13 protein-coding genes and 1 tRNA gene are annotated in these 12,587 nt (G+C 66.5%); 5 read left to right on the top strand and 9 right to left on the bottom strand.

The genetic code is table 11. The features are described 5' to 3' along the window. The 5 genes from AC5RTS_RS14545 to AC5RTS_RS14525 form a co-directional block, all read right to left on the bottom strand. Positions 1 to 489: hypothetical protein (locus AC5RTS_RS14545; protein ID WP_493992722.1), on the bottom strand; the 489-nt coding region annotated here is incomplete at its 3' end. Positions 490 to 642: 153 nt separating this feature from the next. After that, positions 643 to 2,727: a xanthine dehydrogenase family protein molybdopterin-binding subunit gene (locus AC5RTS_RS14540; protein WP_493992721.1), complete on the bottom strand. Its 2,085-nt coding sequence runs from the start codon at positions 2,725 to 2,727 to the stop codon at positions 643 to 645. Beyond that, positions 2,724 to 3,803: an FAD binding domain-containing protein gene (locus AC5RTS_RS14535; RefSeq protein WP_493992720.1), complete on the bottom strand. Its 1,080-nt coding sequence runs from the start codon at positions 3,801 to 3,803 to the stop codon at positions 2,724 to 2,726. Before AC5RTS_RS14535 ends, AC5RTS_RS14540 begins: the two co-directional genes overlap by 4 nt. After that, positions 3,800 to 4,420, bottom strand: a complete 621-nt coding sequence (locus AC5RTS_RS14530) for a (2Fe-2S)-binding protein (protein WP_493992719.1) — start codon at positions 4,418 to 4,420, stop codon at positions 3,800 to 3,802. The genes AC5RTS_RS14535 and AC5RTS_RS14530 overlap by 4 nt, the downstream gene beginning before the upstream one ends. A gap of 154 nt (positions 4,421 to 4,574) precedes the next feature. After that, positions 4,575 to 4,651, bottom strand: a tRNA-Met gene (locus tag AC5RTS_RS14525). 92 nt (positions 4,652 to 4,743) lie between these two features. Here AC5RTS_RS14525 and AC5RTS_RS14520 point away from each other — a divergent pair. Beyond that, positions 4,744 to 5,625: an alanyl-tRNA editing protein gene (locus AC5RTS_RS14520; protein WP_493992718.1), complete on the top strand. Its 882-nt coding sequence runs from the start codon at positions 4,744 to 4,746 to the stop codon at positions 5,623 to 5,625. A gap of 3 nt (positions 5,626 to 5,628) precedes the next feature. Here the strand turns inward: AC5RTS_RS14520 and AC5RTS_RS14515 are convergent, their stop codons facing one another. Further along, positions 5,629 to 6,102 carry a VOC family protein gene (locus tag AC5RTS_RS14515; RefSeq protein ID WP_493992717.1) on the bottom strand — a complete coding sequence of 158 codons (474 nt, stop codon included), beginning with the start codon at positions 6,100 to 6,102 and terminating at the stop codon, positions 5,629 to 5,631. Positions 6,103 to 6,364: 262 nt separating this feature from the next. Here AC5RTS_RS14515 and AC5RTS_RS14510 point away from each other — a divergent pair, with 262 nt between their 5' ends. After that, positions 6,365 to 6,850: a nucleoside deaminase gene (locus AC5RTS_RS14510; RefSeq protein ID WP_493992716.1), complete on the top strand. Its 486-nt coding sequence runs from the start codon at positions 6,365 to 6,367 to the stop codon at positions 6,848 to 6,850. A gap of 19 nt (positions 6,851 to 6,869) precedes the next feature. Here AC5RTS_RS14510 and AC5RTS_RS14505 read toward each other — a convergent pair whose 3' ends face one another. Continuing rightward, on the bottom strand, positions 6,870 to 7,397 hold the full coding sequence (locus AC5RTS_RS14505; RefSeq protein ID WP_493992715.1) for a GNAT family N-acetyltransferase: 528 nt from the start codon (positions 7,395 to 7,397) through the stop codon (positions 6,870 to 6,872). A 125-nt stretch (positions 7,398 to 7,522) separates the two neighbouring features. Between AC5RTS_RS14505 and rlmN the strand changes: the two genes are divergently transcribed. Next, entirely contained in the window at positions 7,523 to 8,767 is a 1,245-nt protein-coding gene (gene rlmN / locus AC5RTS_RS14500; RefSeq protein ID WP_493992714.1) for a dual-specificity RNA methyltransferase RlmN, read from the top strand. 78 nt (positions 8,768 to 8,845) lie between these two features. Here rlmN and purB read toward each other — a convergent pair whose 3' ends face one another. Continuing rightward, positions 8,846 to 10,267 (bottom strand): adenylosuccinate lyase, encoded by a 1,422-nt coding sequence (purB, locus tag AC5RTS_RS14495; protein ID WP_493992713.1) that lies wholly within the window; start codon positions 10,265 to 10,267, stop codon positions 8,846 to 8,848. A 256-nt stretch (positions 10,268 to 10,523) separates the two neighbouring features. Between purB and AC5RTS_RS14490 the strand changes: the two genes are divergently transcribed. Beyond that, complete coding sequence (locus tag AC5RTS_RS14490) at positions 10,524 to 10,775, top strand: hypothetical protein (protein WP_493992712.1); 252 nt, start codon at positions 10,524 to 10,526, stop codon at positions 10,773 to 10,775. Between the two features lie 4 nt (positions 10,776 to 10,779). Continuing rightward, positions 10,780 to 12,255 carry a hypothetical protein gene (locus AC5RTS_RS14485; RefSeq protein ID WP_493992711.1) on the top strand — a complete coding sequence of 492 codons (1,476 nt, stop codon included), beginning with the start codon at positions 10,780 to 10,782 and terminating at the stop codon, positions 12,253 to 12,255. On the opposite strand, the gene AC5RTS_RS14480 is transcribed toward AC5RTS_RS14485, so the two are convergent. Further along, positions 12,157 to 12,570 (bottom strand): phage holin family protein, encoded by a 414-nt coding sequence (locus AC5RTS_RS14480; RefSeq protein ID WP_493992710.1) that lies wholly within the window; start codon positions 12,568 to 12,570, stop codon positions 12,157 to 12,159. The two genes, AC5RTS_RS14485 and AC5RTS_RS14480, sit on opposite strands and share 99 nt — an antisense overlap. Positions 12,571 to 12,587 lie beyond the last annotated feature (17 nt).

Here is a 12,587-nt window from a genome sequence, read left to right as displayed (position 1 = left end):
GGAGGAGCTGACCAAAACAGGGCCGGTGGTGTCCGAAGGAGCGCCGGTGACGGTGACGGTGGCAAGTGTCTGGAAGGAAGTGGAATTGTTGCCGAGGATGTCTGAGAGGGGGTAGAGAGTGACTTCCCATTCGCCTGGAGCGGACCCCGGGGGGATGGTTACCGATTTTTCCCAGGTGCCGTCTTTAGCGGTGCCGGAGATTAGGTTCATGCCGCCGAAGCCGACGCTTTGGTCTGTTGTTGTGTGGCTGAGGACTATCGTCGGCTCCCTGACTCCCGTTTCGTCCTTCAACCGCAGGGTGATTTTGGTTGTTGCTGGGCCATTTTTCAGGTTTAGGGTTTTGGGTGTCACGGAGGAGCTGACCAAAACAGGGCCGGTGGTGTCCGATGCTGCAATCGCAGAACTGGATTGAATACTCTGGGTGCACAAGAGTCCGAGTACGAGCAAAGTGATAAATGTATTTCGCCAAACGTGGCTGAATAATGACATGTAGAGGCCCCTAAACTGATTTGTATTGGCTCTCGACGTCACTATTATTTGAGCCTAGGTTAACCTACAGGCTCCGGATGTATTACGCCTAAGTTTTCTTGGACTACATGCAATTCGACTCCGCGTCACTCACGAAATGATAGGAGAATTCGACTACGACAGGAATTTATCCGGGGTCAGCGGCAGATCCCGCACCCGGATCCCTGAGGCGTTGTAGGCGGCATTGGCAATGGCAGCCGCGCTGCCCACAATTCCGATTTCCCCGATGCCCCGGGCGCCCAGAGGGCCCGCATGTTCGTCGCTGTCCTCGATCCACACGGCGTCCATGTCCAGCACGTCCGCATTGGTGGGGACATGGTATTCCGCCAGGTCATGGTTGACGAAGATCCCGAACCGCGGATCCAGGACGCTCTGCTCGTGCAGGGCCATGCCCAAACCCATGGTCATCCCGCCCAGGAACTGGGAGCGGGCGGTCCGCGGGTTGATGATCCGCCCCGCAGAAAACACTCCCAGCATCCGGGCCACCCGGATTTCCCCGGTATCGGCATGGATACGGACCTCGGCGAAATGCGCGCCGAAGGAATACAGGGCCAGGTTCTGCGCTTCCGGATCCTCCGGCGCGTTGGCCTCCGTGGCTGCGCCGGGGGAGGGGTGTTCGCCGTGATCGGCCCGGAAGGCCCGGGCGGCGGCAATGATTGTGCCGCCCCAGCTGGCCGTGCCGGAAGACCCGCCGGCCACGCTGGCTGCCGGGAAACGGGTGTCACCAATGCCGAGCCGGATCCGGTCGACGGGCACCCGGAGGGCATCGGCGGCGATCTGCGTCAGCGCCGTCCAGGCGCCGGTGCCGATGTCCGCCGCACCGATCTGCACCGAGTAGATGCCGTCCTGCTCGTAACTGATCCGGGCGGTGTTGGCGGGCTGGCGCATAAACGGATAAACGGCGCTGGCCGTGCCCAGGCCCACCAGCCACCCGTCCTCCTGCACCGAGCGCGGCCGCGTGACCCGCCGGTCCCAGCCGAACCGCTGCGCGCCCAGATCAAAGCAGTCCATCAGGTGCCGGCTGGACCAGGGCTTGCCGGTCTCCGGATCCGTCTCCGGTTCATTCCGCCGGCGCAGTTCGATCGGGTCCAGTCCGGCAGCAGCCGCGAGTTCGTCCATGGCCACCTCCGGCCCGAACATGCCGGGGCACTCACCCGGAGCCCGCATCCAGGACGGCACCGGAATATCCAGCGGAGCCAGCCGGGTGGTGGTGCTGCGGTTGGGGGAGGCATACATCATCCGGAACGGGGCCGGGGTCTGTTCGGCGAACTCCTTGATGCGGGAGGTGTGTTCCACAATGTCCAGGGACATGGAAGTGAGCCTGCCGTCGTCGGCCGCGCCCAGCCGGATGCGCTGGATCGTGGGTGTGCGGTGACTGGTGAGGCTGTACATCTGCTGGCGGCTGACCGGGAACTTCACTGGCCGTCCGTCGGTGCAGCGGGCAGCGAGGGCCGCCACCACCACGTGCACATGGGGCATGCCTTTGGACCCGAATCCGCCACCCACGTGCGGGGCAATCACCCGCACCTGCCCTTCCTCCAGTCCCAGCACCTGGGCCAGGGTGCCCTTCACGGCGTGCACACCCTGGGTGGAGTCCCACAGGGTCAGCACGGAGCCGTCCCACTGAGCCACGGTGGCGTGTGGTTCCAGCGGATTGTTGTGCTCGGCCGGGGTGGAGTAGGTCTGTTCGATCTTCAGGGCGGCGGTGTCGAAGGCCGCGCCTGCATCGCCCTGGCTGCTGTCCGTCGGGGTGCCGGCGTTCAGCTCCTCCGGGGCGTAGAGGGCGGGATCATCCGTGCGCAGCTGGGCGGCAAAGGGCTCCTCGGAGTAGGTGACCCGGACCGTGTCCGCTGCCTGCCGTGCAATCTCCGGGGTCTCCGCCAGGACCGCTGCCACGATCTGTCCGCGGTAACCGACAGCGTTGTCCTGCAACACGGCCAGTTCCCGGTCCGATCCATCCGCCAGCCGCGGCGTGGTTTCCGCCGTCAGGACGGTCAGCACACCCTCAAGGGCTTCCGCGTCGGCGGTGTCCACGCGTTCCACCGTCCCACGGGCAATGGTGGAGAGCACCGGGTACAGGTGAACCGGGTTGTCCACCGGCTGTTCGTACGCGTACGGAGCCGTTCCGGTGACCTTGAGTTCGCCGTCGAGCCGCTCGAATGCGGTGCCGATGGCCGAAGCAGGCAGCAGGTTGCTCATGAGTCCAGTTCCTCCCAGCCGGCATCCGCGGGTCCGTCCGGGCCCTCGGGGTGATCCGTTCCTTCGGCGCTCGCGTCCGGCGACGGCGACCCGGTGAGGTCCCGCAGTACCGCGGCCAGAGTGTTGCGGACCATCGGGATTTTGAAGCCGTTTTCCCGCAGTGCCTGGGCGTGGAGCAGCTCGGCATCGGCGGCGGCGCGGAAGTTCTCCTCGCTGGCGGGAGCGCCGCGCAGTACCGCTTCGGCCTGCAGCGCCCGCCAGGGTTTGTGCGCCACTCCGCCGAGGGCAATGCGCACGTCCCGGATCACCGGGGGATGGGCGCCGTCGTCCTCCAGGTCCACGGCCGCCGCGACGGAAACCAGTGCAAAGGCGTAGGACGCGCGGTCCCGGACCTTGCGGTAGGCGGACCGGGCCGGCGCCGGGGGGAGTTCGACGGCGGTGATGAGTTCGCCGTGGTCAAGCACGGTGTCCCGGTACGGCTCGCTGCCGGGAAGCCGGTGGAAATCGCTGACCGGGATGGTCCGTTCCCCGTCCGGACCCAGCACCACCACGGAGGCGTCCAGCGCCGCGAGGGCAACTGCCATGTCGGAGGGATGGGTGGCTACGCAGTCCTCCGAGGCGCCGAGGATCGCGTGGTACCGGGTATACCCGTCCAGGGCGGAGCAGCCGGTTCCCGGCTCGCGTTTGTTGCATGGTGTGGTGGGGTTCTGGAAGTAGACGCAGCGGGTGCGCTGGAGCAGGTTGCCGCCTGTGGTGGCGAGGTTGCGGAGCTGCCCGGATGCTCCGGCGAGCAGCGCCTGGGACAGTGCCGGGTAGCGGCGCCGGATGAACGTGTTGGCGGCTAGGTCCGCGTTGCGGACGTTCGTGCCGATCCGCACCCGGCCGTCATCTTCGACCTCGACGGCGTCCAGCGGCAGCCGGCTGATGTCCACGAGCAGGGTCGGTTCAGCCACGCCGAGCTTCATCCGGTCCACCAGATTGGTGCCCCCGGCCAGATAGGCGGCATCCGGGTTGCCGGCAACCAGTGCAACGGCCGATGCGGGGTCCTCGGCCCGCCGGTAATCGAAGGGAATCATGGCCGTTCCTCCGGGTGGGAGGGCATCGATTCCGCGGTGGGCGAGTCCTCGACCGCCGGTTCCCCCGGATCAGCGGCACCGCCGCGCCTCGCTGCCGCTGCCACGGCGGCCTGCCGCACTGCGGACACAATGTTGGCGTAGGCCCCGCAGCGGCAGAGGTTGCCGCTCATGCGCTCGCGGATTTCCGCATCCGTCAGGTCAATTCCACCGTCCGCCTGCAGATCGCCGGTGGCGGCCGACGGGTGCCCGGCGGCGGCTTCCTCAATGATTCCGGCCGCCGAACAGACCTGGCCCGGGGTGCAGTAGCCGCATTGGAAGCCGTCCTGCTCCAGAAAGGCCCGCTGCACCGGGTGCAGTTCCCCGTCCGCCGTGCCGCCCGCCAGCCCCTCCGCCGTGACGATCTCCGCGCCGTCGTGCGCCACCGCCAGCGTGAGGCAGGAATTGGCGCGCCGGCCGTCCAGGAGGACGGTGCAGGCACCGCATTGGCCGTGGTCGCAGCCCTTCTTGGGGCTCGTTACACCCAGCCGGTCCCGCAGGGCGTCCAGGACGGTGGTGCGGGTGTCAACGGTGAGGGTGCGCGGGGCCCCGTCCACCTGCAGGGATATTCGGGCTTCCATGAATCTGGCCACCTCTCCATTGCCGGTTGGTCCTCACAACCTATTGGAGGAAGCATGGAGGAAACAACTAAGCAGGCTGTCAGCCCGCGCTGGAGGGAAGAGGGCGGCATACAAAAAATCCCGATCCGGTGATCCGGATCGGGATTCTTCTACGTGGTTGCGGGGGCAAGATTTGAACTTGCGACCTCTGGGTTATGAGCCCAGCGAGCTACCGAACTGCTCCACCCCGCGGCGTGATTACGACTTTACCGCAGATCTGCCCCACAGTGTAATCCGGTGGCGCCCGTCACAGTTCCGCGGCCCTGTTTCGGTAGGGTGGGCGGATGAACCTGCCAACCGTCGATACCACCGTCACCTATCCTTCCGGCGCCATGGCCGGTACCGGAACGGTGCTTTACACGCAGACGCTTCCGGACGGACGTCTGGCCGTGCTGACCGACAGCACGCCGGTGCATCCGGTGGACGCGGGCTGGCCGGATCAGGGACCGGACCGGGCAACGCTTACCACCCCCGACGGCACCGAAGTGCCCGTCGAAGACTGCGTGGTGGGTGCTACGGACGGCAGCTCGCTCTTCCTGGGCCGGGACATCCCGGTCCGAAAGGGAACGGAGGGCTGGGTTTTCGCCGTGGTGCACATCCTGCCTGCCGGAACCGTCCTGTCCGAGGGGGCCGAGGTGCGGTTCCAGGTGGACGCAGGTTACCGGGCAGCCCTCTCGGCCGGACACACCGCCTGCCACCTGGCATCCCTGGCACTGAACCGGGCGCTGGCTGATGCCTGGAAAAAGGACGTCCAACCGGATGCAGCCGGCAACCCCAACTTCGACGCGCTGGCTATCGAGACGTCCACCATCTCCGAGTTCGGTTCCCGGGACGTCTACCGGCTGGGCAAGTCCCTGCGCCGCAAAGGCTTCCTGCCGGATGCGCTGCTCTCCGAACCGGCTGCGGTTGAAGAGGCCGTGAACCGGACGCTGGCAGGCTGGGTGAATTCCGGGGCTGCTGTCCGCATCGAGCGGGACTCTGAACTGCTGACCGGGATGCGCCGGTGGGTCTGCGACCTGCCGGACGGCGCGGTCAGCATTGCCTGCGGCGGCACCCATGCGGATTCCCTGGCCGGCTTCTCCGCTCTCCGGGTCCGGCTCAGCCTTAAAACCGCAGACGGGGCCGCTGAACTGGTGATGGAGACCGCCGGCACGCCGGCGGGGTAGCTTTCAGAGTGCCTGGTTCTGCTCCTGCACGGTGGCGTTGGCGGACACTTCGAACGTCCGTTCCGCGCCGGGAGTGTTGGCCGGGTCCATCCACATAAACTCCCAAACGTGGCCGTCCGGGTCGGTGGCGGAGCCGCTGTACATGCCGGGCATGCGCTCCTCGGCGGGGGAATAGACCGCTCCGCCGCCCGTTTTACAGGCGGCCAGAAGCCGGTCCACTTCATCCCTGCTTTCACAGCCCAGCGCGTTCAGGACCTCCTTGCCGGAGGATGCCAGATGCGGGGTATCCCCCTCGGGGAGGAACCTCTGGTAAAAGTCCTGCTGCAGGAGCATCACCACAATGCTGTCGGAAATGACCATCGCAGCCGCGTCATCATTGCTGAACTGCGGATCCTTGGTGAAGCCAAGGCCCAGGTAGAACCTTTCGGCCGCTTTCAGGTCCGCAACCGGAAGGTTCGGGAAGATCATGCGTTCCATGGCTGGTCCTTTCAATGACGGATGGTTTTTACGTTCCCACCGCGGCGGGCCGGTGACAACGGGTAGGCGCTGCTCCGTAGAAAGAAAACACGGGGCTGACCGGCCCCAGGTGGTGCCCGCTATGTCCGTTCGTGACGTGGCCCATATTCGCTGTGGCCCGAAAAACTGCTAGCCTCGCTGCTGCGAAGGCGGGCCGGATACGCTCCGGTCATCTACCTGGCATACCTGCAACAACACTGCATCGGGACCAAGGGAGAAGCCAATGAGCACCTCGGATATGGACAGCACCTACCTGGCCCAGGCCATCCGCCTCGCCACTGACAACGTCGCGGCAGACGGCGGACCGTTTGGCGCCGTCGTCGTCACCGCCGAAGGCGCCGCGTTTGAGGGCGTGAACCGCGTGACGGCGAACAATGATCCCACTGCGCACGCCGAAGTGACGGCCATCCGCAACGCCTGCGCCACCCTGGGGACCTTCGACCTCACCGGCGCGGTGCTGTACACCAGCTGCGAACCGTGCCCCATGTGCCTGGCCTCCTCGCTCTGGGCGCGGGTGGACCGGGTGGTGTTCGCCGCCGACCGGCACGACGCCGCCACTGCGGGGTTCGATGACGCCGTCTTCTACGAGTTCTTCGAAACACCGGTGGAAGAGCGGTCCATGCAGGTCACGCAGCTTTCCGTGGAGGGCACCCCGAGCGCCGCGCCGTTTGAGGCCTGGACCTCCGCGGCGAGCCGCATCGACTACTAGGCTTTCCGGCGCCACCGCCTTATAGGGGCAGGGCGGCGCCGATGGTCTTTGAATAGCAGGTGGAACCGGCGGCCAGGATATAGGGGCCGAAATTCGGGACCACCTTGTAGCCGCCGTTCTCGTAAAAGCGGCGCCCGTCCGGCTGCGCGGACCCGGCTTCGGCGGTGAGCACGGCAAAACCCATCTGCCGCGCCCGGGCCTCCAGGGCGGCGAGGATGGCCGTGGCCACTCCGGAGCCCCGGGCATAGGGCAGCACGTACACCCGCTTGATTTCCGCGGTGGAACTATCCAGCCGGAGCAGACCGCCGCAGCCCAGCGGCTGGCCGGTGCTGCGCTCATAGGCGATCAGGAACACGGCGGATTCCTCCGCCTGGGGCGGATGCGGGTCATGGTGCGCCGTCCCGTAGCGCGCATCCAGTTCAGCCTGCTGCGCCTCCCGCAGATCCGCGCCCACGGGATTGCTCCACGGAACTTCGCGGATGATCAGGTGCGGGGTCGAGTACGGACGGAATCCGGAAACTCCCGAAAAATCTCGCAAATCCGACATGCTGCCTCCAGTGGCCCGGGGTGTGCTCCCACGCTACGGGCGGCCGGTTTCGGCGGTGTTTCAGCGGTGTGGCGGTGGCGCAAAAGGAATGTTCCGGACGTGCGAACCGTGCGAGAATAGTGCCGATGTCAACCCTCGATACTCCCCCCGCCAAAAAGCCGCGTACCGCCCGCACGCTTCCGTCCGCCACCGCACCGCAGGTCCGCCCTGCCACGGAGGGGTGGGAGCAGGCCAAGGAACCGGACGGCCGGCCGCTGCTGCAGTTCAAGTCACCGCGGGTGTCCCAGCCGCCGGTCCATCTGGCCGACATGACGCTGGCCGAACGCCAGGAGAAGGTCAAGTCCCTGGGGCTGCCCGCCTTCCGCGCCAAGCAGCTCTCCGTGCATTATTTCCAGCACTACACCACGGATCCCGAGGCCATGAGCGACCTGCCCAAGGAACGCCGTGCAGAGCTGGCCGCAGAGATGTTCCCCACGCTGCTTACCGAGGTCAAGCGCCTGACCACGGATAACGGAGACACCATCAAGTTCCTCTGGCGGCTCTTCGACGGATCCCTCGTGGAGTCCGTGCTGATGCGCTACCCCGGCCGGATCACGCTCTGTGTCTCCAGCCAGTGCGGCTGCGGCATGAACTGCCCCTTCTGCGCCACCGGCCAGGCCGGCCTGACCCGGAACATGTCCGCCGCGGAAATCCTGGACCAGATTGTCCAAGCCAACCGCGTCATCAAGGAAGGCGGCCTGGGCGGCAAGCGGCGCGACGGCGGCCACGACGCCGAGCGCGTCACCAACATCGTTTTTATGGGCATGGGCGAGCCGCTGGCCAACTACAAGCGCGTGATGAACGCCGTGCACCGGATGGCCGCCGAGGTCCCCGAAGGCCTCGGCATGAGCGCCCGCAACATCACCGTCTCCACGGTGGGGCTGGTGCCGGCCATCAAGAAGCTCGCCGAGGAAAACATTCCGGTGACCTTCGCCCTAAGCCTGCACGCACCGGATGATGAGCTGCGCGACGAGCTGATTCCGGTCAACAGCCGCTGGAAGGTGGACGAGGCGCTGGACGCCGCCTACAACTACTACCGGGTCACCGGCCGGCGCGTGTCCATCGAATATGCCCTGATCAAGGACATGAATGACCACGCCTGGCGTGCCGATCTGCTGGCCAAGAAGCTGAACTCCCGCGGCCGCGGCTGGGTGCACGTGAACCCGATCCCGCTGAACCCCACGCCCGGCTCCATCTGGACGTCCCCGGAACCGGAGGTCATCCAGGAATTCATCAACCACCTGATCGACGCCGGTGTGCCCACCACGGTCCGTGACACCCGCGGCAAGGAAATCGACGGCGCCTGCGGCCAGCTCGCCGCCGCGGACTAGTTCCAAACACAGACAACGACGGCGGGAGGCCGGGCTGAATGCCCGCCTCCCGCCGTCGTCGTGCGGCGGTTCTGCCGGCTATTTCAGGTGGTCGACCAGGGCTTCGGCAATGCCGGTGTACTTGGCCGGCGTCAGCGCCTGCAGGCGTGCTTCCGCTTCGGCCGGCAGCCCCAGCCCGGCAATGAATTCCTGCATCCGTGCGGCGTCGACGCGGTGCCCGCGGGTGAGGTCCTTGAGCCGCTCGTAGGGGTTTTCCATCCCGGGGGTGCCGGCGACGGCCTCGGCGCGCATCACCATCTGGATGGCTTCGCCGAGCACTTCCCAGTTGGTGTCCAGATCGGCGGCCAGGACATCGTTGGCCACATCCAGGCGGTCGAGGCCCTTGGCCACGTTGGAGATGGCCAGCAGGGAGTGCCCGAAGGCCACGCCGATGTTGCGCTGGGAAGAGGAATCGGTGAGATCGCGCTGCCACCTGGAAGTCACCAGGGTGGAGGCGAGCGTGTCCAGCAGGCCGTTGGAGATCTCCAGGTTTGCTTCGGCGTTCTCGAACCGGATCGGATTGACCTTGTGCGGCATGGTGGAGGAGCCGGTGGCACCTTCGACGGGGACCTGCGCGAAGTAGCCAATGGAGATGTAGCTCCACACGTCGGTGCAGAAGTTGTGCAGGATCCGGTTGAAGCGGGCCATGTCGGCGTAGAGCTCGGCCTGCCAGTCGTGGGATTCAATCTGCGTGGTGAGCGGGTTCCAGGTCAGGCCCAGCCCCTCCACGAAGCTGCGGGCCACCTGCTGCCAGTCCGCCTGGGGCACTGCCGCGTAATGAGCGGCGTAGGTACCCGTGGCGCCGTTGATCTTGCCCAGGAATTCGGTGTTGCGGATGCGGCGCAGCTGGCGGGAAAGCCGGTGGACGGTGACCGCCAGTTCCTTGCCCAGTGTCGTGGGGGTAGCCGGCTGGCCGTGGGTGCGCGAAAGCATGGGAACGTGGCGGGTCTCCTCCGCCATGGCAGCGATCCTGTCCACGAGATCCTGTGCTGCCGGAAGCCACACGTTCTCCACGGCGCCCTTGATGCCCAGCGCGTAGGAGAGGTTGTTGACGTCTTCAGAGGTGCAGCCGAAGTGGACCAGGGCCTTCAAGTCCCCGATCCCGATGGCGGCCAGCCGGTCCGCGATGTAGTACTCCACGGCCTTCACGTCATGCACCGTGCGCTTCTCAATCTCGCCGAGTTCTGCCACGGAGTTCCCGTCGAAGCTGCTGACGATTTCCCGCAGCTGGTGCTGCTGCTGTTCGCTCAGCGGCTTGGTGCCGGGCAGCACCGAGGTGGAGGTCAGGTGGATCAGCCACTCCACCTCCACGTGGGTCCGGTCCCGGTTCAGGGCGGCTTCGGAGAGGTAGTCCACCAGCGGAGCGGTGGCGCTGCGGTAGCGGCCGTCCAGGGGGCCCAGCGCGATGGCGGGGGTCACGGAGGCGAGGGAGACACGGGGAGCAGATGCGGATTCGGCCATGCGGCAATTCTTTCATGCCGCCGCCCGCCGCAGGGGTGTGTGACTTCCGGGCGGGCCCAGTGTTCCTCCACAGCGGGGCTTCACTGCCGCGGGCGGCACAATCCGTCCACTGATCCCCATCGAAGCCCAACCGTGCGAGGCCCGCCCATGGCTACGTTGACCGGGACAGGGAGCCGCGCCGGAGGGTAGGCAGGCGGGGGCTGGTGGCCCGGCCCCGGTTTGGATGTGGACAGATGAAGTTCCTAGGGAGGAATCCGTGGATCAATTGCTATCCGCTGCACGCGCTGAGCAGATGGAACGGCGCCTTCTGGCGCTGGCTGTGGAAACCGGCGGCATCGAGGCGGAGGTTGCCCTCGCGGCGAATGTCCAGTGGCAGTCCCCGGCCGCCGATGCCTTTCGGCACGGCCTTATCGCAGCGGTAGCGGACCTCCCCGAAGCGGTCCGGCACCTGCACGCCGCGGTAGGGGAAGTGCGGGCAAACCCGCTCCTTTTCACAGCAGAGGGCTGACCCGGTGGGAGCCATAGGCGCGGCTGATAGGGCAGGGGACAGGCCCGTCTACATCGTGGCCGGCGGGTCTGCCGGCCTCCTGGTGCAGTACGAGGACCTGGTCCGGATTGCCGGGAGGATGGACCTGGCCGCAGAGCGTCTTCTCAGCCTGCGGGAACAGGCCACGGAGCTTTGGCGGGATGCCGCCACCGGAAGCGGCCTCTCGGCGGACCGGATCAGGGTGCACCTGGCTGGGGCAGCTGGGAATCTCGCGCTTTGTGCTGCCGCGCTGGACCGGCTGGTGGACGGTGTTCGGGAAAGTGCACGACAGTACGCCGAGACCGAAGGGCGGATCCAACTGCAGCTGCCGTCCCTCGGCCCCATTCCGTTGGCACCCTGGATCATCCCCGGGCACCGGGCCGGAGGGTTTCCCACCCTGCCGCAGACCGAGTCCGCCCTGGCTTCTCCTGCGGATGAGCGGGCCATGGGAGCGGCCATGTGGTGGGTGCGGAAAATCGGGTTCGGGCAACCGCGCCCGGTGAAGGTCACGGCCCTGCCGGACAAACCCGAGCTGGTGCAGGTGGAGGGAACGGCGCGCTCCATCCTGTCCCGGTCCGAAGTCCTGAAAAGGGAGAACCGGGAGGGAGTGGTGGAGATCCTGCGCATCGACGAGGCCGGGAAGAACATCTTTGTCGTCACCATTCCGGGCACCCAGAGCGGCGCGAACGGTTCCAATCCTTTCGGATTCACCGGAAACGGGGAAGCGCGGCTGGAGGAAAGCCGCTACGTCGCAGCGGGGGTGGCGGAGGCGCTGCGCCAGGCGGAGGCGGAGGCCGGGGACTCGGTCATCCTGTCCGGGTACAGCCAGGGCGGTGACCATGCCACCAACGTTGCGGCGGAATTGGCCCGGGACAGTGAATTTGACGTGGATTTCCTGCTGACCGCCGGCAGCCCCACAGGCGCAACCGACCTGCCGCCGGGCCTGCCCGCGCTGCATCTTGAGCATGTGCAGGACTGGGTGCCGGGCATCGACAGCATCGCGAATCCGGACACCGCGGACCGGGTGACGCTGACCCGCCTTGATCCGGTGACTACGCCCGCCGGTGAGGACGTGGGTCTCGGCCCGGGGCACCGGCTGGACCATTACCAGCAGGCCGCGGCGATGGCTGACGCCAGCGACGACGCCTCCCTGCGGACGGTGCTCGGTTCCCTCGGCGCAGCCATCGGTACGGCAACGGTGGCTACCCGGCACCTGTACCGGTTCAGCCGGGAACCGCTGGCGCAGGTGCCGCCGCTGCGCTCGGCCGGCCCCTCAACACCCGCAGCCGCAGCGGCGCCCCCGCTGCCCGTGCCCGGATTCCCACGCGGGGCGGGAGCGGGGGCAACGGACGGTCGGTTGTTGCTACCGCCGGCTTCGGCTGCGGTTGCCGGTGACACCGTCCAGAACCATGGACACGAGACTGATGATCACCGCAGCAATAATGGCCGTCCAAAAGAATGAAGCGACATCAAATTGAATAGGTGTGTAACTGCTGAGCCAGGCAGTGAGCTCCAGCATCGCCGCATTGATAATGATCCGGAACAGCCCCAGCGTCAGAATAGCCAAGGGCAGTGTCAGGCCCTGGGCAATAGGGCGGACCAGAGCGTTGACAATACCGAAAATCAAACCGATAAACAGATATCCGAGGGCGGTATCCAGGGTCGGGTTGCCGGTCATCGACCCCGTGGAGGTAGTCAGGGCAAGACCCGGCAGGAGCCAGGTGGCCACCCAGAGGGCTATGGCGTTGACGGCAATCCGCAGGACGAATGTGAGCATGCTCCCATGCTGGCAGA

The organism is Arthrobacter sp. MDT1-49-2, from assembly GCF_059090185.1.
Note: the sequence above shows the minus strand (reverse complement) of the source record. Positions and strands in the feature narration are given on the sequence as shown.